The 22,894-nt window shown below is 37.7% G+C and carries 25 protein-coding genes and 1 pseudogene; 15 read left to right on the top strand and 11 right to left on the bottom strand.

The genetic code is table 11. The features are described 5' to 3' along the window. Window positions 1-153: 153 nt before the first annotated feature. The 7 genes from ACO1DI_RS26555 (at window position 154) to ACO1DI_RS26525 (ending at window position 6,808) form a co-directional block, all read left to right on the top strand. A complete protein-coding gene (locus ACO1DI_RS26555) occupies window positions 154-984 on the top strand; it encodes a YitT family protein (protein WP_116740831.1) in 831 nt (276 codons plus the stop codon). A gap of 313 nt (window positions 985-1,297) precedes the next feature. After that, window positions 1,298-1,711, top strand: a complete 414-nt coding sequence (locus ACO1DI_RS26550) for a DUF4395 domain-containing protein (protein WP_115654196.1) — start codon at window positions 1,298-1,300, stop codon at window positions 1,709-1,711. Between the two features lie 243 nt (window positions 1,712-1,954). After that, window positions 1,955-3,478, top strand: coding sequence for a nickel ABC transporter substrate-binding protein (gene nikA, locus ACO1DI_RS26545; RefSeq protein WP_423145759.1), 1,524 nt, complete (start codon window positions 1,955-1,957; stop codon window positions 3,476-3,478). Between the two features lie 2 nt (window positions 3,479-3,480). Next, the gene (nikB, locus tag ACO1DI_RS26540) at window positions 3,481-4,422 is read left to right on the top strand and encodes a nickel ABC transporter permease (protein ID WP_226555333.1); all 942 of its coding nucleotides are present in this window, start codon (window positions 3,481-3,483) and stop codon (window positions 4,420-4,422) included. Then, window positions 4,419-5,225, top strand: a complete 807-nt coding sequence (gene nikC, locus ACO1DI_RS26535) for a nickel transporter permease (protein WP_226555334.1) — start codon at window positions 4,419-4,421, stop codon at window positions 5,223-5,225. Before nikB ends, nikC begins: the two co-directional genes overlap by 4 nt. A 5-nt stretch (window positions 5,226-5,230) precedes the next feature. Next, window positions 5,231-6,028 (top strand): ABC transporter ATP-binding protein, encoded by a 798-nt coding sequence (locus ACO1DI_RS26530; protein WP_014459614.1) that lies wholly within the window; start codon window positions 5,231-5,233, stop codon window positions 6,026-6,028. A gap of 9 nt (window positions 6,029-6,037) precedes the next feature. After that, a complete protein-coding gene (locus ACO1DI_RS26525; RefSeq protein ID WP_115654193.1) occupies window positions 6,038-6,808 on the top strand; it encodes an ABC transporter ATP-binding protein in 771 nt (256 codons plus the stop codon). Between the two features lie 65 nt (window positions 6,809-6,873). Here the strand turns inward: ACO1DI_RS26525 and ACO1DI_RS26520 are convergent, their stop codons facing one another. Both ACO1DI_RS26520 and ACO1DI_RS26515 read right to left on the bottom strand, forming a co-directional pair. Further along, on the bottom strand, window positions 6,874-7,170 hold the full coding sequence (locus ACO1DI_RS26520; protein WP_014459616.1) for a hypothetical protein: 297 nt from the start codon (window positions 7,168-7,170) through the stop codon (window positions 6,874-6,876). A 689-nt stretch (window positions 7,171-7,859) separates the two neighbouring features. Further along, window positions 7,860-9,248 (bottom strand): DUF2254 domain-containing protein, encoded by a 1,389-nt coding sequence (locus tag ACO1DI_RS26515; protein WP_328575301.1) that lies wholly within the window; start codon window positions 9,246-9,248, stop codon window positions 7,860-7,862. Window positions 9,249-9,353: 105 nt separating this feature from the next. Between ACO1DI_RS26515 and ACO1DI_RS26510 the strand changes: the two genes are divergently transcribed. Next, window positions 9,354-9,800, top strand: coding sequence for a DUF4385 domain-containing protein (locus ACO1DI_RS26510; protein WP_226555337.1), 447 nt, complete (start codon window positions 9,354-9,356; stop codon window positions 9,798-9,800). On the opposite strand, the gene ACO1DI_RS26505 is transcribed toward ACO1DI_RS26510, so the two are convergent. Further along, complete coding sequence (locus ACO1DI_RS26505) at window positions 9,801-11,114, bottom strand: hemolysin family protein (protein WP_423145758.1); 1,314 nt, start codon at window positions 11,112-11,114, stop codon at window positions 9,801-9,803. Window positions 11,115-11,382: 268 nt separating this feature from the next. Between ACO1DI_RS26505 and ACO1DI_RS26500 the strand changes: the two genes are divergently transcribed. Then, window positions 11,383-13,416 (top strand): Na+/H+ antiporter, encoded by a 2,034-nt coding sequence (locus tag ACO1DI_RS26500; protein ID WP_115654189.1) that lies wholly within the window; start codon window positions 11,383-11,385, stop codon window positions 13,414-13,416. Between the two features lie 60 nt (window positions 13,417-13,476). On the opposite strand, the gene ACO1DI_RS26495 is transcribed toward ACO1DI_RS26500, so the two are convergent. Then, window positions 13,477-14,013: a histidine phosphatase family protein gene (locus ACO1DI_RS26495; RefSeq protein WP_115654188.1), complete on the bottom strand. Its 537-nt coding sequence runs from the start codon at window positions 14,011-14,013 to the stop codon at window positions 13,477-13,479. 263 nt (window positions 14,014-14,276) lie between these two features. Here ACO1DI_RS26495 and ACO1DI_RS26490 point away from each other — a divergent pair, with 263 nt between their 5' ends. Next, window positions 14,277-15,158: a M23 family metallopeptidase gene (locus ACO1DI_RS26490; RefSeq protein ID WP_243556594.1), complete on the top strand. Its 882-nt coding sequence runs from the start codon at window positions 14,277-14,279 to the stop codon at window positions 15,156-15,158. Window positions 15,159-15,188: 30 nt separating this feature from the next. Here the strand turns inward: ACO1DI_RS26490 and ACO1DI_RS26485 are convergent, their stop codons facing one another. After that, window positions 15,189-15,650 (bottom strand): hypothetical protein, encoded by a 462-nt coding sequence (locus ACO1DI_RS26485; RefSeq protein ID WP_423145757.1) that lies wholly within the window; start codon window positions 15,648-15,650, stop codon window positions 15,189-15,191. Between the two features lie 63 nt (window positions 15,651-15,713). On the opposite strand from ACO1DI_RS26485, the pseudogene ACO1DI_RS26480 reads away from it, so the two are divergent. Together ACO1DI_RS26480 and ACO1DI_RS26475 are read left to right on the top strand one after the other, a co-directional pair. Next, a pseudogene (locus ACO1DI_RS26480) lies at window positions 15,714-15,812 on the top strand (2-deoxy-D-gluconate 3-dehydrogenase); the annotation flags it as partial. Window positions 15,813-15,874: 62 nt separating this feature from the next. Continuing rightward, window positions 15,875-16,234, top strand: a complete 360-nt coding sequence (locus ACO1DI_RS26475) for a hypothetical protein (protein WP_014459628.1) — start codon at window positions 15,875-15,877, stop codon at window positions 16,232-16,234. Between the two features lie 43 nt (window positions 16,235-16,277). Here ACO1DI_RS26475 and ACO1DI_RS26470 read toward each other — a convergent pair whose 3' ends face one another. Next, a complete protein-coding gene (locus tag ACO1DI_RS26470) occupies window positions 16,278-16,508 on the bottom strand; it encodes a hypothetical protein (RefSeq protein WP_013057513.1) in 231 nt (76 codons plus the stop codon). Window positions 16,509-16,761: 253 nt separating this feature from the next. Between ACO1DI_RS26470 and ACO1DI_RS26465 the strand changes: the two genes are divergently transcribed. After that, complete coding sequence (locus tag ACO1DI_RS26465) at window positions 16,762-17,274, top strand: topology modulation protein (protein ID WP_028412932.1); 513 nt, start codon at window positions 16,762-16,764, stop codon at window positions 17,272-17,274. A gap of 82 nt (window positions 17,275-17,356) precedes the next feature. Here the strand turns inward: ACO1DI_RS26465 and ACO1DI_RS26460 are convergent, their stop codons facing one another. The 4 genes from ACO1DI_RS26460 to ACO1DI_RS26445 all read right to left on the bottom strand — a co-directional run bounded on the left by ACO1DI_RS26460 (window position 17,357) and on the right by ACO1DI_RS26445 (window position 20,142). After that, entirely contained in the window at window positions 17,357-18,025 is a 669-nt protein-coding gene (locus tag ACO1DI_RS26460) for a VOC family protein (protein WP_140451463.1), read from the bottom strand. Between the two features lie 43 nt (window positions 18,026-18,068). Continuing rightward, on the bottom strand, window positions 18,069-18,470 hold the full coding sequence (locus tag ACO1DI_RS26455; RefSeq protein WP_014459632.1) for a hypothetical protein: 402 nt from the start codon (window positions 18,468-18,470) through the stop codon (window positions 18,069-18,071). Window positions 18,471-18,916: 446 nt separating this feature from the next. Next, the gene (locus tag ACO1DI_RS26450; protein WP_116740784.1) at window positions 18,917-19,828 is read right to left on the bottom strand and encodes a DMT family transporter; all 912 of its coding nucleotides are present in this window, start codon (window positions 19,826-19,828) and stop codon (window positions 18,917-18,919) included. A gap of 167 nt (window positions 19,829-19,995) precedes the next feature. Beyond that, window positions 19,996-20,142 (bottom strand): hypothetical protein, encoded by a 147-nt coding sequence (locus ACO1DI_RS26445; RefSeq protein ID WP_013057506.1) that lies wholly within the window; start codon window positions 20,140-20,142, stop codon window positions 19,996-19,998. 208 nt (window positions 20,143-20,350) lie between these two features. Between ACO1DI_RS26445 and ACO1DI_RS26440 the strand changes: the two genes are divergently transcribed. Together ACO1DI_RS26440 and ACO1DI_RS26435 are read left to right on the top strand one after the other, a co-directional pair. Then, window positions 20,351-21,241, top strand: coding sequence for a LysR family transcriptional regulator (locus ACO1DI_RS26440; protein ID WP_423145756.1), 891 nt, complete (start codon window positions 20,351-20,353; stop codon window positions 21,239-21,241). 85 nt (window positions 21,242-21,326) lie between these two features. Beyond that, window positions 21,327-22,499, top strand: a complete 1,173-nt coding sequence (locus tag ACO1DI_RS26435) for an iron-containing alcohol dehydrogenase (RefSeq protein WP_339997560.1) — start codon at window positions 21,327-21,329, stop codon at window positions 22,497-22,499. Window positions 22,500-22,536: 37 nt separating this feature from the next. Here ACO1DI_RS26435 and ACO1DI_RS26430 read toward each other — a convergent pair whose 3' ends face one another. Continuing rightward, window positions 22,537-22,869, bottom strand: coding sequence for a hypothetical protein (locus ACO1DI_RS26430; RefSeq protein WP_339997561.1), 333 nt, complete (start codon window positions 22,867-22,869; stop codon window positions 22,537-22,539). Window positions 22,870-22,894: the final 25 nt, after the last annotated feature.

The raw sequence follows: 22,894 nt of genomic DNA, 5'->3' as shown, positions 1-22,894 counted from the left end.
ATAAACTTTCCGTTTGACAAACGTATGTGAACATATTATAGTCATACATGGCAATTTAAGAATACGTAGTATAAAAACTAAACATAAGCGTCTCTTCTCTTTTGGAGAAGGGGCTTTTTTATGTGAATTTTTATGCTGAGGAGGGTTTAATCGATGAGTAAAACAGTAAAAGATGTCATCTTTTTATTAATAGGTTCGTTTGTATTTTCACTTGCAGTTAACATGTTCGTCATTCCAATAGGACTAGGTGAAGGCGGCGTTACGGGTATCTCCATTATTTTATATTATACAACGCATCTTTCAACGGGCATCACTAACTTTATTTTAAACGGTATCTTACTTATCGTAGGGTATAAATTTTTAGAGAAAAAAACCATCGTTTATACGATGATTACGATTATCGCTACATCTATTTTTCTTCACGTAACTGAAGGCTGGGGTCTTCATCTTCATGAAGAGCTCATCGGCATGGTTTTTGCCGGTGTACTGCTAGGGGTTGGAATTGGGATGATTTTGCGAGTTGGCGGAACGACAGCAGGTTCAGCCATTATTGCTCGAATTCTAAATAAGTTTTTAAACTGGAAAGTCAGTTACGCACTTTTAGCGGTTGATTTACTAGTGGTATTGGCTTCTTATTTTATTATTGGAGCCGAAAAGTTATTATTTACAATCGTTATGCTTTACATTACAACAAAAGTAATTGATTTCGTTATTGAAGGATTTGATGCGAAAAAAGCCGTTACCGTTATTTCAAGCAACAAAAACGAGGTGGCGGACCAAATCAATGAACAGCTTGATCGCGGTGTAACGATTCTAAACGGTCGAGGGAACTATACAAAAGAGTCAAAAGAAATCTTGTATGTTGTTATTAACAAGCAAGAGCTTATTAAGCTTAAAAAGCTGATTAAAAAAATTGATGATGAAGCATTTGTTATTGTGCACGATGTACGAGATGTAATTGGAAAAGGCTTTTTAAGCGCATAAAGCCGCAATTCTTGGCAATTTTTTCTGACGTTGGTGTTTTCCGAAAAAGTATGATATAAGTGTGTCTAAAGACAATTCAATATACGAAAGGAAGAACCCATATGCGTAATAAAAGGCATGTAAAACGTCTTCTTCAACGTCGAATTCGTTCTTTACGATACGTTGTCTTGATTTTATTTACGATACTGATTTTAAAGTACGTTAGTGAAATTATGTAGCTTTTTTTATATGAGTCTTATCGCTCATTTGGAGTGCTTTTTCTTTTAAATTAGTAAACCAATTTGTATAATAGGTTTTAAGAAGGAGGAATTCCATGAGCATTCCAAAACCATTAGTTCAGCTTAATCAATTTTTTGTCGTTATAACGGTTTTGATTGCCTTACTTGCAACAAAATGGCTGTTACTTTTGCCTTTTCTCGTTGGAGTAGTCACACTTGTAACAAAGCGTAATCCCGTAATTATGGCAGGGAAAAAGCTTCTCAAGAAACCTATTTCTTCTTATCAGATGGAAGACCGTGATCAGCAGCTTTTTAATCAATGGATTGCAACGATATGCATTGGGATTGCTTTCATTTCATTTTTACTTAGTTATACGTTTGTTGGCTATGTATTTAGTATAATGGTGATTCTTGCTGCGGGTGTAGCGCTGATGGGATATTGTATAGGCTGCACGATTCGTTATCGATATATGATGTGGAAATATAAAAGAAAAAAACATGCTGTATAAACAAAGCCTCGAGAAGGCTTTGTTTTTTTATGCTCATTTGTATACGTTATCAATAAATTCAATCATCACAACGAGTGAAAGCAGGTGCTAGAGCACCTGTATCCTTTAAAAACCTTTGTTGACAAAGTAAGGTAAACAAATTAAACTTTTTATGATAATAATAATCGTTACGATTTAAAGGGGGGATTATATTTAGAGGCAGTACATAAAAGAAGGATAGTTTTTAATAAAGGAAGGGTTTATATGAGAAAAAAGATAAGTCTGCTGTGCTCAATGCTTGTTACGATAGGTCTGCTGGCTGCATGTTCGGATAACTCCGCAAGTACCGAAGAAAAGAGTGGAAAGAAATCACTTACTTTTGTATCAAATTTTCCAAGCGACACGCTCAATCCGCAGCTAAATTATACAACTGTAAGAGCGGGAATTGCTGAGACGCTAGTCAAAGTGAATGAGCAATTACAGATTGAACCATGGCTCGCAAAGAAATGGAAAACAGAAGATAATGGGACGACCTGGATATTTGAGATTAGAGACGGAATTACGTTTCAAAATGGCAAGGATTTGAATGCTGAAGCCGTGAAACAATCGTTAGAAAGAACGATAAAAGAAAGTGAAGCAATGAAAAGTGCACTTAAAATTAAAGAAATGAAAGCCAGTGGCCAAATCTTGACCATTACAACAACAGAGCCGCTTGCCACGCTGCCTTCTGAACTTGTTCACCCAAACACGGCAATTATTGATGTTGACGCTCCAAATATAAAAAATAAACCAGTCGGAACAGGGCCATTTAAAGTAGCTTCGTTTAAACCGGATAATGAAATGAAAGTAAAAAAATATAATGAATACTGGGGTGGAGAACCAAAATTGGATGAAGTTGTGTTAACATTTAATGATGATGAAAATGCACGAACGTCCGCTTTGCAATCAGGTGAAGCCGATATTGTGTACCGTCCGGCAATTGAAAGCTTAAACACGTTAAAAAAAGATTCTTCTATTGTAGTAGATATACAGCCGAGCCTAAGAAATCAAATGCTTTTGTATAATTCAAGGCAAGAAGCGTTTAAAGATAAAAATGTGAGAAAAGCGTTTGATGTATTATTAAATCCAAAAGATGTTGTCGACACAGCGCTTGCCGGTCAAGGATCCCCGGCAAAAGGTCCATTTTTAAAGAGTTTAGATTTTTCGAACGATCAAAAAACGAAAACCTATGGACCAAGTGAAGCTCAAACATATTTAGAAAAAGCCGGTTATATACTCAAGGATGGAAAAGCAATAAAAAATGGAAAACAGCTTTCTTTTAAGCTTGTTACATACCCTTATCGTCCAGAACTGCCTTTAATGTCACAAATGCTTCAGTCAGAAGCAAAAAAGATTGGTGTAAAAATAGATATTCAACAAGTTGAGAATATGGATGAGTATATGACAACAAAAGATGATTGGGGAATCGTTACATACAGTCTAGTAACCGCGCCGCGAGGAGATGCAGGATATTTCTTTAATGCTCTTTATACGGAGGGAGGAGCATTTAATGTCGGACATTTTCATGAACCAGCATTAGCTTCCATTATTGATGAGCTTAATAAAACCGTTGATCAAAAACAGCGCAATAAGTTAGCAAGACAAGCCGGAGAAATAGCAGAAAAGGAAACGCTGCATTCTTCGATTGTTCACCCAAATAATTTTGTAGCCTATAAAGACAATGTGAAAAATTGGGTTACAACCAAAAGTGAATACTATGTGATAACAAAGGATTTAGATGTGAAGTAGATATGAAATTAATTGGTAAAAGAATAATAGAATTACTCATCTTTTTAGTTATACTATCGTTTCTCAGCTTTGTTTTAATGAAGCTAGCTCCAGGAGATCCAGTTAAGCAAATGCTTCGCGTAGATGACGTGGCAGTTTCTGAGGAACAAATGAATAACTTGAGAACAGAGCTAGGGTTTAACGAACCTGTATATATTCAATATGGAAAATGGCTGACGCGTTTTTTTCAGTTTGATTTAGGATCTTCATACATGACAAAAGAGCCTGTCATCGATGAATTGGTAGAAAAGTTTCCGGCTACGCTGCGCTTGACGGCTGCATCTTTGGTTGTGATGCTGTTAATAGCTGTGCCACTCGGAACGCTGTCAGCACTATATCCAAATAAGTGGATTGATTATCTCAGCAGAAGTATTTCTTTAATTGGAGCGTCTATTCCAAGCTTTTGGCTCGGCCTTTTGTTTATACAGCTGTTCTCTGTACGTCTTCAATGGCTTCCTTCAATGGGTACAGGCACAGCAGCCCATCTTGTGCTGCCTTCTTTAACGCTTGGTTTTGCCATGTCCGCTGTGTATATGCGAATGATTAGAGCTAGTCTGCTAGAAGGATTGAAACAAGATTTTGTACGATCTGCTCGAGCAAGAGGAATAAGTGAAAGCCGCATTTTTATTTTCCACGCGTTTCGGTATAGCTTAACACCGCTTCTGACTATTTTAGGGACAAGCTTAGGCAGTTTGCTTGGAGGAACGGTCATCATTGAAGTGCTTTTTGCTTATCCTGGAGTTGGAAAATTAGTTATTGATGCGATTATGAATCGTGATTACCCTGTGATTCAAGGGTATATTTTGTGGATGGGCTTGTTTGTTGTGTTAATCAATTTACTTGTGGATTTGAGCTACAAATATGTAAATCCCCAGCTCTATGTAAAGGGAGGGGATAAAACGTGAAAAAGCCGCAGCTTCCTTTTGTAGTAATAAGCGTGTGTGGTATTATGCTTATTTTATTTTGTCTGTTTGGAAGTCAGCTAACACCGATGGATCCCACACAAGTCAATATGCAAGATCGGCTTCAAAGATCCACCGGTGATCACTGGTTAGGAACTGATCACTTAGGCAGAGATCTCTTTTCACGAATCGTAGCTGGAGCTCAGACCACAATTGGGACTAGTTTTCTTGTCTTAACTCTTTCTCTTTTGATTGGAGTACCTGTTGGCTTAGTTTCAGCGTATATTGGAGGGAAAATAGACCGCTTTTTAATGAGAATTGTAGACGCTTTTTTAGCTTTTCCTGACTATATTGCAGCCATCGTCTTAAGCGGACTGTTAGGGCCTGGATTATTTAACTTAATTGCTGCGATGGTTATTGTAAAGTGGGTTAGTTATGCAAGGGTAGTGCGCAGTATTGTACTTCAAGAAAAGTCAAAAGAATATGTGCTGATCGCTAAATTAAACGGAGTGGGAACATTACCTTTAATCCTGCGCCACTTTCTTCCTCATGTGGGAGGACATATTCTCGTGCTTGCTACGCTGGATATAGGGAAAATTATTTTAATGATGGCTTCACTATCCTATATTGGACTAGGGACTCAGCCGCCTACTCCGGAATGGGGAACGATGCTAAATGAAGGCAGGGCCTACTTTTACAATGCTCCGCAGTTAATGTTGATACCAGGTGTGGCCATTATTTTATTTGTGCTGACGTTTACAGCTTTAGGTGAATATATTCGAGGGAAATATCAAGTTAATCGATAAAAGAGGTGGTCGTCATCGTTTTAGAAGTAAAGCATCTAGCCATTCATAATAAAACAAAACAAATCGTAAAAGACGTTTCTTTTATAATCGAGCAAGGACAGTGGATGGCGCTTGTTGGAGAAAGCGGAAGCGGTAAAAGTATCACTGCTGCTTCGATAGGAGGACTGCTGCCTTCAGGTGTAACGCTTAAAGGAGGATCTATTATCTTTAAGCAGAAAGGAGAGGCGCCTATCCTTGGAAAAGATATTTCGTATATCTTTCAAGACTATCGAAGTGCTTTTACTCCTTTTTTAACAATTGGAAAGCAGTTTGATGAAACGATTCGTACACATAGTAAGCTGTCTAAAAAAGACAGGAAAGCCGCCATTTTTCAGGCTTTAAAAGCTGTGAATTTACCTAATGAACGCGTATATAAAAGCTATGCTTCTCAGCTGAGCGGAGGACAGCTTCAGCGAGCAGCGATTGCTTTAGCGCTGGTGATGAAGCCTGCCTTGATTATCGCAGATGAACCAACTACGGCTTTAGATAGCGTGGCAGCAGCTGAAGTTCTTCAGCTGCTGTATAAGCTGAAAGAAGAAGCAGGCTGTGCCATTCTGTTTATTACCCATGATTTGCGTCATGTGCGGAAATATGCAGACCGAGCAGCCATTATGCTAGAAGGAGAAATCGTGGAAGAAAATAGTATTGAATCTTTGCTTCACGCTCCGCGTCACGTTTATACAAAAAAACTGTTTAACGCCATTCCTTCTTTACAGAAAACGCCTGATCGATTATTAGATACGCAGAAAAAAGTGTTGGTATAGGAGTGAAATATGAAAGAAAAAAGTATATTACGCGTCACGCAGCTTGTGAAACAGTATAAAGACGTTAAAGCGCTAAATAATGTTTCCTTGTATATCGATAAAGGGGAATGTGTAGGGATTGTCGGAGAAAGTGGAAGTGGAAAAAGTACGCTTGTAAAAAGTGTGCTAAGGTTAACAGAAATTCAGCAGGGAGAAGTATGGTTTGCAGAGAAACCTCTTCACCGGTTAAAAGGAAAAAAAATGCAGCAAGCTCGTCTAGGCATGCAGGTTGTATTTCAAAACCCAGCGGCTTCTTTTAATCCGAAAGTGAAAATCATCGACTCTTTGCTAGAGCCTTTGCGGCAGCAGCGAACCGTCCCTTCATTTTTATCTCATGTTAGCAAGAATGAAAAAGAAATCGCTTTCTATTTGTTAGAAAAAGTCGGACTCAGCTCGGAATATGCGCTGAGTTATCCTCATGAGCTCAGCGGCGGACAGCTTCAGCGTGTAGCGATTGCGCGTGCCATTAGCGTAGGTCCGTCTCTAGTGCTATTAGACGAACCAACAGCTAGCCTTGATGTTACAGTACAAGCGAAGATTTTGAATTTATTAAAAGATTTGCAGGAGACGTTTCAGCTATCTTATTTGTTTATTTCGCATGATTTAGCAGCAGTAAAATTTATGAGCAGTCGCATGATGGTTATGCAGCAAGGCGAGGTTATCGATCAATTTGACCGTGCACAGCTATTTGATAAAAACAGGCATCCCTATACAAAAAAGCTTGTGCGTTTATTTGAATAGAAAATAAAGCTCTTCGTTTAATATACTAAACGAAGAGCTTTTTTATAAATGAGAATGAGACAAAGTCAGGGACGCGGCGGTGGAGTATGCATATGGATAAAGTGATAGCCTGCTTGAAAGAGCATGATAAAACTAATGCTGAGTACAATGAGAGGAATTAGTTTGTTTTTTCCACGTTCTTCATATAGTCCGGCTGCGCTTAAAAGGAAGCCAATAGTAGCTAATGGAGGAGAGACGCGAAAGAATAAATCCGCAGCGGTAAACGCTTGGTTTGTATATTTATAATAAAAAAATAGACCTGTAATCAATAAAAATAGTCCAATCCAAAACAGCGTAAGTTTTCCAAAAAGGGTTTTAGGCACTGCGATTTCACTCCTTTTGTCAGTCAAGTACCATAAAATACTAGCATAAAACGTTCTAGTTTGCATTAGAGAAAAAGAACGTGAGTTATACAATATGTGTAAAAAAACAGGTTTGAAGTAGGAGGAGATGAGGTATTCAAAGCGCTTCATGTAAAAAAATACATATCGTTGGACCTGTTGGAAGTGGAAAAACAGCTCTTGCCCGTTTATTATCCCATAGATTAAAAGTTCCTCACTACGAACTTGATAATATTATGTGGGAACGAACACATGAAGGAGATAAAAGAAGAAGTGAAGCGGATAGAAAGAAGTGTTTACATCATATTGCAGCTTCAAAGGAATAGATCGTAGAAGGTGTACACTATACGTGGGCAAATGAAAGTTTTAATGAAGCTGATCTTATTATTTTTCTTGATACCCATTATCTAAAAAGAATATGGTTTATTATAAAAAGGTATGTTCTGCAAAAAGCTAAAATCGAAAAAGCGAATTATGCACCCACATTTTCTATTTTTATTAACATGTTTCAGTGGAATTCAGATTTCGAAAAGCAAAGCAGACTTAAAATTTTGCATATTCTTCGTACGTCATATAACGATAAATTTATAATAGTGAAAAAGAGAGAAGAGATAGAGCACTTCATACCCTAAGAAAACGCCGCTCAGTTGATGAGCGGCGTTTTTTTGTTTTTATCCTATCAGTATCGAAGTGCATTTTTTATCACAAGCTTTTGCAAGGTTTTTGAGAAGCTGATTGAGAAATTCTTTGTCCATTTTAAGCCACTCTTCTTTTTGCAGACCTTCTACGATATAGGAAGAAAAAACCCATACGTCGTTTTTGATGGCAGAGCGATTTGTTTCAGCGATTATGGTTAATGCCTTAATGATAGCAGACATCACGGAAACATCTTCTTTTCCATAATGGCGAATTTGATAGAACGCTTTGTACAAATAATCCATAAAAGAAGGTTTTTCTAGCAGCACTCGAATGCGTCCTTCTTCATCGCAATAATAAGGAGAAGAAGAATAGCTTTGTCCGAGTTTGATAAACACTTGGGTGAGCTGTTCAATGCAGTTAATGGCTGTTTCAGGATCATTAATAGCTGGTGAAATAGCTCTTAACGCAATTTCACTTATTTTTTGAATACCTAACTTTACGTCTTGGATCGATTCTTGATCATTTGTAATAAACAAGCAATGAAGAAATCTTTCACGTTCTAACGATTGATTGTGAGTGATCACAGTTAACAACGGTGTGTCCACTTCTACATACTCACCGGGTGCTTTTTCCAGTTTAACAATGACATTTAATTTAGATGCTAGTGCTGTTAAGTGGTTGAGTTCGATATATTGAATATATCCTTGTCTGTTACTTCTAATTTGCAGCGTGTTTTCACTATCAAAATCAAGCTGTATTTCATTCTTTGATTGGGGGTGCTTTTGTTGTTCTAGCCGTCTCTCTTCAATGGTAAGCATCGTTTTTTTTGCAATGTTTGAAATTAAATTTCCAACTTTAATCCAGTTGATGACGTGGTGAATCAAAAACACAAACATCCCTAAGCAAATGAATGCTACCACAATCGCTAATGAAGGAACAATAAAAGTATTGCTGACTTGGTTGCTGCGAACTTGAATGAGCAGTACGAGCACGTATACGTATCCACCGATAAAAGTGCCAAGTACACGCTGAGTTTTGGCATCTGTATTAAAATTCTGAATCGTTCTAGGAGAAAACTGACCTACAAACGTGGTCAGTACCACCAAAACAGAAGAAAAGGTAATCGTCGTCATCGTTAATAAGGAATTTGATACTGAACTTAAAATAGTATGAGCCAGCTCTTTATCCGTTAGAAACACGGAAGGAACTAACTTTAACCACTGTTTGTGAGCCGTCAAATATCGATCTAAAAATGTACTAATAGTGGCTAAAACAAAAGCAACAATTCCGTATATAGAAGGAGTAATCCAAAAATTAGCTTTTATTCGATTTTGCTGTAGCTTTATTGACATAACGAAATCTCCCGTATCATGATTTAATAAGTTCGGACTTCTTTTAGTATGAAGAAAAAAGTTAGCCATACTTATCCACCTATTATTACCCGCACCTGCATGTGAAAAACTTCTTTAAGAAAAGTTTTATCATTCATTTGTAAAGGGTAGAGATCAAAAAAGGAGGGGAGAGCCGTGGCATTTGATTATTCACTTGACTTTGAACATATCGATTTTAGAAAACATCCTGAAAAGTATAGAGTAGGAAAAGGAGAACAAGGAGTTCTCCTTGTTGAGCCATATAAAAGTGAAATTCTTCCTCACTGGCGTTTTCGTACACCTGAAATTGCTGAGGAATCCGCCGACGCCATCTATCAGCTTTTTTTAACCTACAAAGAAAAAAGCGATTTTGTTGGAATGGACATGGCCCGGAAATTTCTCCAAATGGGATACACGCGATCGAGGCGCTACGCGAACTACAAAGGCGGAAAGAAATACAACAAAGACGGAGAGCGGAACGAACGGCAAATTGATGAACGAAAAGCAGAATCGGCATCTATTTTTATGAAAAAATGGAAGGAGGTACGAGAGAATAAAGAGTATTTGCAAATGAAAAAAGAGCATCAAAAAAAGTACGGATAATTAGCTGGGATCCGTACTTTTTTCCTTTGTTATTTCGATTCGTTTAATATGGTGATGTTCAATATCAATGACTTTAAATGAAAAACTTTCGTTTTTGATGCTATCACCTTTAGCAAGATCAAACTTTTCGGTCAGCATCCAGCCGCCAATGGTATCAACATCTTCTTGTTCAATAGTTGTTCCGAGTAAATCATTTACTTCTTCAATCAACACCTTCGCATCTAGTACGTAGTGATTTTCATTAATTTTGTGTACGTCCGGTATTTCATCATCATCAAATTCATCACGAATTTCACCAACAATTTCTTCTAAAATATCTTCTACCGTTACAAGCCCTGTTGTTCCTCCGTACTCGTCTATTAAGATGGCCATGTGAATTCTGTCTTTTTGAATTTTAAGCAATAAGTTGTAAATGGCGATGGAATCAATAACTTGAATGATGGGTTTCATATATGTTTGCACGGTACGTGGTTTAATATCATCTTCTTTTATGTAATCCGCTAATATTTCTTTAATATTAACTAATCCCGCCACTTGATCTTTGTTTCCATCTACAACTACTGGATAGCGAGTATATTGCTCTACTCTAGCCATTTTTAAGAATTCTTCTATCGTTTCATCTGCTGATACGCTAACAATTTCTGTACGAGGCACCATGATTTCTTTAGCCGTACGATTATCAAATTCAAAAATATTATTCATGAACTTAAACTCCGATTGATTAATTTCACCGCTCTCATAGCTTTCAGATAAAATAATTCTAAGCTCTTCTTCACTATGAGCTACTTCATTTTCAGAAGCTGGCTTCAGGCCAAATAATCCGACAACGCCTCTGGCTGAGTGGTTTAAAAGCCAAATAAACGGATAAAGTAACTTAGAAAAAAGAATAAGGGGACGGGAAAATAACAGCGTCACTTGTTCGGCTTTTTGAATCGCCACCGTTTTGGGCGCAAGTTCTCCAGCTACCACATTTAAAAATGTGACAATCGAAAAAGCAAGAACAAAAGATAGGACATGCGAAAGTGATGTAGCAAAAGGAAGCATGTCAATAAGCGGCTCTAATAAATGACCTACCGTAGGTTCACCTATCCAGCCTAGACCTAGTGCGGTAACCGTAATGCCCAGCTGTGTGGCTGAAAGATAACCATCTAAATTTGATACTACTTTTTTTGCTGCTAAAGCGTTCCGGTTTCCTTCTTCAATTAACTGGTCGATTCTAGTCGACCGTACCCTAATGACGGCAAATTCCGTTGCAACAAAAAAGGCTGTTAATATGATTAATACGATGAATAAGATGACATTTACTGTTTCCAAATTTATCTCCTTACCCCGTTGAAACGGATAAGGGAACACCTCCTTTATAAAAGTTTGATGAGCTGATTTATATGGTAAATAAAGAATATCATGTATACTGTTCCCTTAATCTCCGTAGAAATAAACTTACCGAAAAGAAAGAGCACTTTTTAATAACCCGCAACATTTTTTGGCAGAAAAAGCGTAAACTAAACACTATAAAATGAACGAAAAGAGATAACGTGAAACTTTAAAAGGATGTAAATAGAAGTAGGAGTCGATTGTTTTTATGGAATTTTTTCTAACGATATTAGTCTTATTGGCTTTGATTGGTCTATCTAATATCATTAATCATTTTGTACCATTTATTCCTGTTCCATTAGTTCAAATAGCTTTGGGAGCAGGGCTTGCTATCTTGCCATTTGGCGGAGATGTCCATTTGGAGCCTGAATTATTTTTTATTTTATTTATTGCCCCGCTATTATTTAATGATGGGAAAAACGTGTCAAGAGCTGCTCTTTGGAAGCTTCGTACACCTATTTTATTACTAGCGCTGGGACTGGTTTTTGTAACGGTGGCAGTAGGGGGATATCTAATCAATTGGCTCATTCCTTCCATTCCGTTACCGGCTGCATTTGCACTAGCCGCTATTTTGTCCCCAACAGATGTAGTGGCTGTTGGAGCTATGGCGAGCCGAGTAAAGCTGCCTAAGCGAATTATGCATTTGCTGGAAGGCGAAGGGCTGATGAATGATGCCTCTGGTCTTGTAGCGTTTCAAGTAGCAGTAGCTGCTACCGTAACGGGCGTCTTTTCGATAGTAGATGCTACATTTCAGTTCCTTTGGGTAGCGCTAGGCGGTTTGTTTGTAGGAGCATTTATCGCTTTTCTGATTATCAGACTGCGTGTACTTGTTCGACGTTTAGGAATGGAAGATATTACGATTCATATGTTAATACAAATTCTAACTCCATTTGTTGTCTTCTACATTGCTGAGCATTTTCATTTATCAGGAATCTTGGCAGTTGTAGCAGGTGGCATTGTGCATGCGATTGAGCGCGACCGAGAGGAATCACCTAACCAGCAGCTTAAAGTAGTATCAAAAAGTACTTGGACGGTTATTTTATATTTGTTAAATGGTTTGGTGTTTGTACTGCTTGGTCTGCAAATACCAAAAGTGGCGAAAGCAATTATTCAAGATCCAAACTTTAATAATGGACAAGTGCTTCTTTATATTTTGATTATTACTGTCTTTTTGCTTGTACTACGATTTATTTGGGTGATGGTGTCATGGTCAGTAGGCTGGTATTACAAAAATAACAAGCATCTAAAACCTGAGCCTCGGTCTATTGGCATTATTACGGTTTCAGGTGTACGAGGAGCTGTTACGTTAGCCGGAGCGTTTTCGATTCCATATACGCTTGATAACGGCAGTGATTTTCCGGAACGCTCTCTGATTATTTTTCTAGCAGCAGGCGTTATATTGTTAACCTTAGTTGCGGCAAGCATTCTTTTACCTGTTATTGCGAAAACAGAAAAGGCGCCGAAGAAGCCTGAGCGCAATACAAAAGAGGTTAAAGCACGCATCAAAGTGCACAAAGCTGCTATTCAGCGGTTAAAAAGAGAAATGACCGAGGAAAATCGTGGAGCAGCCCTTTCGTTAATTTCAACGTATAATACAACGATTAATAACATCATTGTTAAAACTCATCCTTTAGAAGCCTCTGAAAACAAACAGTATGAAGAAGAAATTCGATTGCTGGCTCTTCAGGCCAAGGGGAAATTGGTGGAAAAGCTATTAAAAGAGGAAAAAATAGACCGTGAGACAGCGTATATTTGTTTGGAACATACGCACAAGCTTGAAATGGCTGTAACCAATCGTGTAAGGTACAAATTATTGGTGAGCTGGATGAGGTTTAAAAAAGTTTTATTATTATTAGTCCGAATTTTTTCACCGAATAAGCAGGCTTTAAGAAAACAAAGCTTGCGAAGAAGAAGCAAAGTGAATAAAGTACGTATTCAAATGATGGAAGAAGCAATAAAGGTCATTAAAGAAAATATGAACGAAGAAAATCGAATGATTTCACTTGCTATCATTAGTGAATACCATAGATCCATGGCAAGACTTAGAAAAGAGAGTACGGAGTATAATTCAGGCAAACGTAAAAAAGCAACGAGAGATTTATGTTATAAAGCGTTTCATACCGAGCGGGAAACGGTGCAAGAACTTTATGAAAAAGGAGAAATCACGCGTGAAATCGCTCATAATATCCGAAAAGATATCGCTTTGCGTGAAGCATTAACAATTGAAGAAAATGGTTATTAAAAAGTCGCAGGGACTGATCTCTGCGACTTTTTTATGAATGTTTTTCTAGTAAGTTTCATTCTATTGCTTTTCAAAAAGATAAAGCTTTCCGTTAACAGCAATATCAAAACGAGGCCCTTTAAAGCCGCGTTTTATAAGTTCTTTACGCATAAACTTCATAATGCCTCCGTGGCTGACAATCAGCAAATCGTCTTCTGACTCGGAAATAGCGCGATCTAGCACTGCTGCTACTTTTCTCTTAGTCTCAGCCATATCTTTACGAGCTTGTTTGTTGATGAATCCGGACATGCGAAACAGTAGTGCCCAGAGAATAAAAGGAAGTTTAAATTTTAATGGAATAATAGGCATAGGTATTTCTCTAAGTTCCTGAAGAAGAGTGATCTCTTGTTTATAAATATGCTTTGCCGTTTTGTGTGCTCGCGGCATATCGCTTGAAAAACAGCGTTTCCATTCAATATTATTCAAATCAGTCTCTCCATACGTAATATCTGATTCATCATATTCCTGAAACCAAGCCACTAGTTCATCGGTGGATAAGCGGTGGTTTTCTGGAAGCCCTTTGTTTACTTTGTAATGACGTACTAATGCTACTTTCATTGTGAAATCTCCTTAAAATCTAAGCGCCAAAAACACTTACTCGGCGCAGCTTGATTTTCTTATTTAACGTTATTTTCATCATGCTGCACCTCCTTTCAAATATTTGTAAAATAAGTATAAGATGGATTGAGAAAATTGTAAATACGGCATAGAAGAAGATTTTGAGATAGAATAATTGGAAAATGAAACCTTTTTATAACATAAAACGTATTACTTATAGATAATTCAAACAAATTGAAATACATATAAAAGGGTGGATTACAATGATGGATACAGAGAGAAAAGTGAATATCAGAGAAGAGTTTGGAACTTTATTTGCACAAGGGGACTTTAAGAAGCTTTATGATTGTGTAAGCGAAGAATTTAAACGTCAAGTTTCACTTCAGCAATTTTTGGAGCAGAGCAAATTGTTTAATCAAGGAGAACAGCTCTACAGACTAGAAACAAATCTTTATTTAACCCCTCAAATTGAGCAGTTTATTTGGATAAATTCTACGCAGACAAAAGCCATCAGCGTTATGTTTGATGAACATAACACTATACAAGCACTTGTGCTTGCTCCTATAGAATCATCTTCAGAGAGAGAGCGATGGAGTACAAACAAATATACAATGCCGATTCAAAGTGAATGGTTTGTCTATTGGGGAGGAAAGCATGAGGTGTTAAACTATCACCATCCAGTCGAAAACCAAAGGTATGCGTATGATTTAGTCGTGCGAAAAGGAAAGCAAAGCTATAAAAATGATGGAATGAAAAACGAAGATTACTATGCATATGGAAAAAAGGTTGTAGCTCCGCTTGAAGGAGTCGTTATCGCAGCAGCTGATGGTCAAGAAGATAATGAAATTGGACACACGAATAGAAAAAATCCTTTAGGAAATCACGTTATCATTGAGCATGAAGGAAAAGAATACAGTGTGCTTGCACATTTGAAGAAAGGATCGGTTTCTGTGAAAAAAGGAGACGTGGTTCGTAAAGGAACGCTGCTCGGAAGGTGTGGAAATTCTGGGAATTCATCCGAACCCCACATTCATTTTCACGTCATGGATGCCGCTGACATCGAAACGTCAAAAAGTTTGCGAATTCAATTTCATGCGGCTGTTGAACCGATTCGCGGAGATACGGTTATTCCATTTTTTTATTGATTAAAAAGCCATAGCGTTTGCTGTGGCTTTTTATGCAGGGATTTCCTCAAATATAAAGTCAAGCAGCCGTTGAAACAAGTAAAGAATAATGGCTACAGTAGTCATGACAAGGAAAAGCCCAAAATGACTAATTTCATACAGATTATAAAGCCCGATTTTAGCGAGAAAAGGAACAATAACATAACCATGAATCAAATCCAAAATCACGTTAACAATTATGTACAAGATAAACCCGGGATACGTAAGGTAAAAGACAAAGATTGTAATCACAATATGAAGGCAATAAATCGTTGCTCCCATGCTAGTAAGAAAAAATACGTTTTCTTGAACCGTCCACCAGTGCATTTTTTCTGCTACTTGATAGGCGATTGTCATCATTAATGCAGCAAACAACCCTACAGTAAAAAATCGTTTAACACGCTGTTTATCAAGGAGCAGCAGTAAAAACCATGGAATAACAAGAATCCCCATAATATAATTTGATTCATTCATCTTCCCACCTTTTATTTATCAGTAGTTCTTAGTGTAAGAAAGAATTGTAAAAATATACATTTAGATAATTTTAAAGGAGCGGTCGTCTTTTTAGCATCTGATGCGTCTGCTTATATTCACGGGCACTTGCTTGCCGTAGACGGAGGATGGCTAGGAAGATAACGCATGAACCAATAAATTTTTTCATATCATGAACAAACTCGATTAAAAGGGGCGTTCATGGTATGAAAGTGTGGGTATTGAATGTTGGTATTGCTGTCACAGTGCTGACAACTGCTTGGGCGGTGTATACAAAGCCTGAAGAGAAAGAGGTGTCGCTAGTTTCTTACAATCAGTTCTCCATAGCTGTCCCAAAAGAAAGCAGCGACTTTGAAAAAGAGTTAAAATCAGCTTTGACGCAGTATGGTTTTCAAGAGGTTAGAGTGCTGAATGACTATGCGGAAGCTCAAGTTCTCGTTCTTCTGCCCGCCGAACAACTTTCTTCCTATAAGAAGAAGGAGGTTCAGCAAGTCGTAAATCAACTTGCCAAGCAGTATCACGTTAATCCTGATGTAGTTAATGTTCAGTTATATGAAAAAAAGTAAAAGCCTTTTAGAAAGGGGAATCCCCCTCTATAAAAGGCTTTTTTTACTCTTTTTTCTTCTCTTGTTCAGCGAGCTCTTCTTGTCTTTTAAAATGTGATTTTCCTAACGCATACACAAAACTAAAAAACAAAGGAAGTAAAATAGTCAACAGCACAAGGCGAGTAAGCATATCGCCCAAGTCATTTCTCGTTAAGTAAATATTAATAGCTGCGATGACAATATAAATAAAAATCCCGAGGTTTCGTAAAAATCTCTTTAGCATAGATGCATTCATTTTTTTCACCTTACTTTTATATACTCACATTTAAGGTAAAGGAAACGATTAATAAAAGCAACCTATTTACTACAAAGCAAGAAGGAATACAGAAATTTATGATGAATGTTTATATGTTATCTGAAAATTATGTGAATAAAATTGCTAACATGAAGCTTCTTTATACAGCAGTCTGCTTTTAGTACACCGAGTCAGTATAAACAGTTGCCTTCTCTTCAATTAGCTTTATTTTTTAAAAAGGTAAGGTGATGAGATGAAAAGAGTGCTGGTAATGGGCGTTTCTCCAGGAGTAGGAAAGTCCACATTTGCCAAGAAATTAGGGAAAAAGCTTGATCTAGAAGTACATCATTTAGACAGCCTGTATTGGCAGCCGGGCTGGACGGAAAGAGACAATGATAGTTTTAGAGAATTGCAGGAGCACATTGTAAAAAAAGACAGCTGGATTATCGACGGGAACTACAGCAATTCGTATGATCTGCGAGTGAAGCGTGCAGATACCATTATTTATTTAGAGCTTCCGCTAATCGTTTGTGTGTACCGAGTGATAAAGCGGAGGATTGTGTATGCAAGAAAAACGCGTGAAGATATGGCAAAAGGATGTCCTGAAAAAGTAGATTGGTCATTTTTTACATTTATTCTTACGACGTACAGAGAGCGGCAAAAAAAAATGAGAAAACGGTTTGAAAAGCTTAGAAACGATGAGGATTGCAAGGTTTTTATGCTGATGAATAGAAAGGACATCGAAAACTATATACAAAACCTATAGGTGGAGTACGAGCTGAATTTTGAACAAAAACAGCCACGTAACAAGTTCGCTTGTTACATGGCTATATTAAAAAAACAATCATTTATTGTGTAATCTTCAGCATTCCTTTTTCGTCCAGCGCAACTGTTAAAGAATGATTGACCTTCACCGTTAATGGATGAACTTCAGAGTCTCGGTCCGAAAAAAACCACCGTCTTTTAGGCGCCCCTACAAGAAAAAATGCACTGCCGCTTCCTAAAAAGTTAAAGGTCTCGTTTAACGGCCTGTTGTTGCGCACGGTGATACCGGAGTTAATAAGCTGTGTCCCTACAGAGCGGACATGAGGCGTTGTCAAGTTGATTTCTCCTATGCTTAAAAGCGACTTTGAAGAAAAGGGGTCGTTGGATGGCGGGCAGTCTGAATGTCTTGAAATGTATTCAACAATATTATGAGCAGGATCTTCAAAATAAAACGAATGAGCATCAAATGCTTCAAAATAAATCTCATCTTTCTTCTCTTCTGTATTGAGGAAGACTCTCTGAGTAGCCCATTTCTTTGCTTCCATAAAGCGGTTTGCTGGAACATTAAAAGCAAAATGGTAAAAGGGCTTTGTATGTACAGAAGTCTCTTTAAAGGTTAGCTCACTTTCACCAACTCCAACGGAAAAAGAACGCGGTGAAGCGGCGCTTAATGGGAAATTGAGGGAATTCACATAAAAATCCTTCATTTCGTCCAGTAGATGAGTGTACAGGACAGCTTGATTAATCATCATAAACCATTCCTCCTCGTTTAAACGTTGTCTAAATCACATGGCATTAAACAGATGTTTCATTATCCCTTTGAACGCTGCTTTTCCAGTGAAGCTGAAAAGAGCCTTTATGCTCCGAGCCTATAAAGTTAACGCGATATCTTTTCGTTTTTTCAGGTGTTAAATAAAGAGAGTTATTAGTCATTTCAAAGAAACGTGTTCGTCTTGGATCTTCTACATATAGAGAAAGGTCTCCACTTTTAGTGTTTTTAGATAGCGTAAAAGCATAGGTTACGCCTTTTTTGAGTTTAATGCTCCGAGAGTAGCGACCTGTAAAGCTGTCATATTCTCCAAAGAAAACCTCACTGCGCTCTTTTTTTATTCTCCCACCTACAATTTGATTTTCCTGGCCGTTAAAGTTAATAAGTAAAAAAGCAATAAGAACAATAAGAAAACTATATTTAAACATAAAAACCTCCATCTACTAAATTATAGATAGTTTTGGATTTCGTCAAATAGTGTTATAGTTTAGAAAGGTAAAAATTAACAAAATATATTATCCCTTTGGATGTTATGTCTAACAGAAAGGAGAAAAAATTGTCATCAGGCTAACGTATCTTATGGAGCATGATATAAAAGAGTTGTTAATAGAAAGCCAGAAGAAAGGCTTTGTCTTTCTTACAAAGCTACTAGCAGAACATAAAATTACTCATGAATATAAACCAAAAATCAATATACTAAATGTTCATTAATCAAACCAACGGGCGTTTAATTCAATTTAGGACATTAAAATAATATACAAATAACGCTCAGAAAAAATCTCAGCGTTATTCATTACCATTCACATTGCCAATTAGGTTTTTATTTACATGGATTTTAGCATTTTTTCCGTATTGACCAAACCTGTTACTCTTTTTAGTTTGCTTTTTTGAGTTTGAGAGCTGTTTTCGGAGCAGGGCTTTTTTTAACAATATATAAACCGCTAAAAATAATAAGTCCTCCAAGCAGCTGCATGGAATTGATGGTTTCTCCAATGGCTACAGCAGCAAAAACAACGGCGAACAAAGGAATAACATACATGTAAACCATTACTTTTGTAGATCCAATTTTTCCAATTCCTACGTACCACATTACCAGCCCGTACACCGTCACGAACAAAACAGAGTATGCCAAAGAGCTCCAGCTGCCTATATCTGTTGGCCAGGTAAGTGTTTGATAGGTGAAAAGACAGTAGACAGTAAGTGGAATAGCTCCGATCAAAGCAGACCAGGCAGTCACGCGCAAGGCAGAATATTTTACGACTAAAGGTTTTGCTAAAATCGGGTACCAGCCCCAAGCAATGGCTGCCACAATCCCCATGATGTTTCCGAACCATGCAAGCTGCGACAGCGCATGACTAGAGTGACCAAACAGCAGTACAAACGCAGCCCCGAAAAAAGCAAGCACAGAGCCTAGCTGTGTTTTTAACGAAAAAGCTTCATGCTTATATAATATAGCTAAGATTCCTGTGAAAATAGGAGACATGGAAATAAGTAAAGAAGCATTTGTAGCTGTCGTATACTTAACAGATACCATAAACAGCGTTTGATAGAGCGTAACGCCTACTATGCTGACCGCTATTAAACGCCCCCAGTCTTTTTTTTCGATCCGAATGCCTCGCTCTATTATTCCTGTAATAAGTAAAAGAATAGGAGCGACCATTATAAAACGCAGTGCGCTAAATTGAATGGAAGACATATGAGCAACTCCAAATTTTCCGATTGTATAATTGGCTCCCCAAATTAACGCTACGGATAATAATATCCATTCCAGCCAGCCTTTTTTCATGTCATCACCTCGAGTAAGTATAGAAACTAAATAAGTGCGAATATCCTTAGTTACAAAGTATACAGGAAGAAATTATGTAAAAGGCCAGCCAATTCAGCTATTTTTACCTCATCCACTTGTTTTTAACACAAATAAAAAAGCAGCTGCATTAGCTGCGTTCATGACTGTTATCCACATTGTTCTATCTCATCTAATCGCACAAGTTCGACCTTAAAAGCATGATCAATCGGTCGAATTTCACAGTATCCTGAATCATATACGTGAATTAGTACAAAGCGTTTTCCTTTATATAACACTTCTTTGTAGGCTGTCACGAGATACACCCTTTCTTTTCATAGGTTTGTTTTTCATTCTATGAACAAAAAGCGGCGTAATTGCCTAATATAAAAATAATCTTTACGGTTGATAAAATTGCTTGGCAAAACGAGTTCGTTTATACTGTACTATGATTCTAGTCTGATTACTAGAACAGCTTTAGCACAGAGATAACGAAACAAACCAGTGGTACATAAGGAGCAGCACATGGATATTAATTATTTATATACATTTAAAGAAGTAGCGAAGTGGGGGAGCTATACACGAACGGGCGAGGAGTTAGGGTATGCTCAGTCAAGCGTTACCACTCATATAAAAAAATTAGAGGATCATTACGGTCAAAAACTATTTGAACGAACAGGACAAAAAATGAAGCTGACTCAGCCTGGTGAAGAATTGCTTTATTATGTGAATCAAGTAACCGAGTTATTAAATGAAGCAAAAGAGTGCCTTACTACGAACGAAGATGCTAGAGGAACCGTTTCAATAGGAACCGTGGAGTCGCTGGCCGCTTATTTTATTACACCGTATATTCGTGAATTAAAAAAGCAGCACCCTTCTCTAAAGATTATGCTAGAAGCGGGTTTATGTCCAAATTTAACACAAGGAATTATTGACGGAAAGTATGATGTAGCCGTTTTGCTTGATCGCCTTCAAACATCTTCAAGCTTAGAAGTGATTCCTATTCGAAAAGAAAAGATGGTTATGATTGCTTCGCCTTCCCATTCTTTTAGTAAAAGAAACAGCGTTCTAATGGAAGAGTTTGAAGGGGAAACCATCATTTTAACTGAGAGCGGCTGCCCTTATCGCACGCTTTTAGAAGAGATGATGCGCAGCAGCGGTATTCATATGCAATCGGTGATTTCATTTAGCAGCCTCGAAGCTATTAAACAGTGCGTAGCGGATAACTTAGGTATTGCTCTTGTACCAGAAATAGCGGTAAAACAAGAGATGGAAAGTGGAAAACTGATTAAAATCCCGTTTGACCACGAAGAGTTTTATCTTTATTCACAGCTCATATTCAAAAAGAAAAAATGGCTGACGGCACCCATTCAACAATTCATTTCACTTGTACAAGAAGGTTATCAAAAATATTGATAATAGATATAGAGAATCTTCAATAATGATGAAGCTGCTTTCATGATACACTTTTTATAAGAAAAGAAAACTAGAGGTGTAGAACATGAATATATTTTTGCAGCACAATCCTACAAAGTTATACTTTGGAAAAAATCAAATTACGAAGCTATCGCAAGAGCTTGCTTCTTATCATAAACAAGTAAAGGTTCTGTTAGTATACGGAGGAGGAAGCATCAAACGAAATGGCGTATACGACGAAGTGAAAGCTGAACTTCAGTCTATTGACGCAGTTGTTCACGAGCTGTCTGGTGTAGAACCGAACCCTCGTTTGACTACGGTTGCTAAAGGCGTTGACATATGTAAAAAAGAAAACATTGATTTTCTCTTAGCCGTCGGGGGAGGAAGCGTGATCGACTGTACAAAAGCTATCGCAGCTGGAGCCGTGTATGAAGGGAATACATGGGACTTAATTACACGTAAAGAAGAGATTACAGGTGCTCTTCCTTTTGGAACGGTCTTAACACTTGCAGCAACAGGATCTGAAATGAATTCAACTTCTGTTATTACAAATTGGGAAACAAAAGAAAAGCTAGGATGGACGTCTTCTCACGTATTTCCTGTCTTTTCTATCTTAGATCCGGCGTACACGTTTTCAGTGCCGCGCGATCAAACCGTCTATGGAATTGTTGACAGTATGTCGCATGCGCTTGAACACTATTTTCATCGTACAGAAAATACGCCGATGATCGACGGCTTTATTGAATCATTGCTAAGAACGGCTGTACAAGAAGGTCCTAAGCTTCTTACAAACCTGACTTCTTATAAGTATCGTGAAACGATGATGTATATCAGCACGACGGCATTTAACGGAAGCTTAGCAAACGGAACGGACGGGGGAGACTGGGCTACTCATCGTATTGAACATGCTCTGTCGGCCGTGTATGATATTCCCCACGGAGGCGGCCTTGCTATCTTGTTCCCTAACTGGCTGGAGCATGTCTTAAAAGAAGATCCTTCTCGTGTAAAACAATTGGCTGTAAACGTATTTGGTATTGATCCAGCGGGAAAAAGCGATGAAGAAACAGCAATGGAAGGTGCAAAAGCGCTTCGTACTTTCTGGAATGATTTAGGAGCCCCGAACTGCTTGCGTGACTATGATATTGATGATTCTGAATTTGATGCTATTGTTGAAAAGACCTTTGTAAAACCAGGTGTTGGAACTTATAAAAAGCTTGATCATGCAAGCGTTAGAGATATTCTAGAAAGATCCAAATAAAAAAGACGAGCTGTCTGCTCGTCTTTTTTATATGTACTCAATAATCCATTAGAAAGTAAAGAAAAAGAAAAAAGCACAGCAAGATGCCTCCTGCTCCTACCGCTATTTCCGAAAAGCCTTGAATAAAAGTACTTTTAGGACTATCTCCGTCGTTTTGTAGATGAAATACGCGTTTTCTTCTGCGCTCATGAACGATTACCAACAAACCGAAAGCAACCGATAATAATGTAAAAAAAGGCACCACGATTAAAAACAGCTTAATAGAATACGCCCAGTACGATATATAGAGCGTATAATACATTGCTCCAGTACTTAAGGCAAAGAGTAGTAAAGAAAATAAAAACCACTTCGTAAAACGGTTTTTGCTCATGTATGGTTCACTTCCTTTTATCAAG

It is taken from the genome of Priestia sp. 40, assembly GCF_049368575.1.
In the GTDB taxonomy this organism is placed as follows: domain Bacteria; phylum Bacillota; class Bacilli; order Bacillales; family Bacillaceae_H; genus Priestia; species Priestia zanthoxyli.
Note: the sequence above shows the minus strand (reverse complement) of the source record. Positions and strands in the feature narration are given on the sequence as shown.

Excerpts from the sequence above, each read along its gene's own strand:
- ACO1DI_RS26500 (WP_115654189.1), top strand. The coding sequence starts at position 11,383 with ATGGAATTTTTTCTAACGATATTAGTCTTATTGGCTTTGATTGGTCTA.
- ACO1DI_RS26525 (WP_115654193.1), top strand. The coding sequence starts at position 6,038 with ATGAAAGAAAAAAGTATATTACGCGTCACGCAGCTTGTGAAACAGTAT.
- ACO1DI_RS26555 (WP_116740831.1), top strand. The coding sequence starts at position 154 with ATGAGTAAAACAGTAAAAGATGTCATCTTTTTATTAATAGGTTCGTTT.
- ACO1DI_RS26485 (WP_423145757.1), bottom strand. The coding sequence starts at position 15,650 with ATGAATGAATCAAATTATATTATGGGGATTCTTGTTATTCCATGGTTT.
- ACO1DI_RS26455 (WP_014459632.1), bottom strand. The coding sequence starts at position 18,470 with ATGTTTAAATATAGTTTTCTTATTGTTCTTATTGCTTTTTTACTTATT.
- ACO1DI_RS26465 (WP_028412932.1), top strand. The coding sequence starts at position 16,762 with ATGAAAAGAGTGCTGGTAATGGGCGTTTCTCCAGGAGTAGGAAAGTCC.
- ACO1DI_RS26550 (WP_115654196.1), top strand. The coding sequence starts at position 1,298 with ATGAGCATTCCAAAACCATTAGTTCAGCTTAATCAATTTTTTGTCGTT.
- ACO1DI_RS26490 (WP_243556594.1), top strand. The coding sequence starts at position 14,277 with ATGATGGATACAGAGAGAAAAGTGAATATCAGAGAAGAGTTTGGAACT.
- ACO1DI_RS26440 (WP_423145756.1), top strand. The coding sequence starts at position 20,351 with ATGGATATTAATTATTTATATACATTTAAAGAAGTAGCGAAGTGGGGG.
- ACO1DI_RS26475 (WP_014459628.1), top strand. The coding sequence starts at position 15,875 with ATGAAAGTGTGGGTATTGAATGTTGGTATTGCTGTCACAGTGCTGACA.
- ACO1DI_RS26495 (WP_115654188.1), bottom strand. The coding sequence starts at position 14,013 with ATGAAAGTAGCATTAGTACGTCATTACAAAGTAAACAAAGGGCTTCCA.
- ACO1DI_RS26460 (WP_140451463.1), bottom strand. The coding sequence starts at position 18,025 with ATGATGATTAATCAAGCTGTCCTGTACACTCATCTACTGGACGAAATG.
- ACO1DI_RS26435 (WP_339997560.1), top strand. The coding sequence starts at position 21,327 with ATGAATATATTTTTGCAGCACAATCCTACAAAGTTATACTTTGGAAAA.
- ACO1DI_RS26515 (WP_328575301.1), bottom strand. The coding sequence starts at position 9,248 with ATGGCTAACTTTTTTCTTCATACTAAAAGAAGTCCGAACTTATTAAAT.
- nikA (WP_423145759.1), top strand. The coding sequence starts at position 1,955 with ATGAGAAAAAAGATAAGTCTGCTGTGCTCAATGCTTGTTACGATAGGT.
- nikB (WP_226555333.1), top strand. The coding sequence starts at position 3,481 with ATGAAATTAATTGGTAAAAGAATAATAGAATTACTCATCTTTTTAGTT.
- ACO1DI_RS26470 (WP_013057513.1), bottom strand. The coding sequence starts at position 16,508 with ATGAATGCATCTATGCTAAAGAGATTTTTACGAAACCTCGGGATTTTT.
- ACO1DI_RS26430 (WP_339997561.1), bottom strand. The coding sequence starts at position 22,869 with ATGAGCAAAAACCGTTTTACGAAGTGGTTTTTATTTTCTTTACTACTC.
- ACO1DI_RS26450 (WP_116740784.1), bottom strand. The coding sequence starts at position 19,828 with ATGAAAAAAGGCTGGCTGGAATGGATATTATTATCCGTAGCGTTAATT.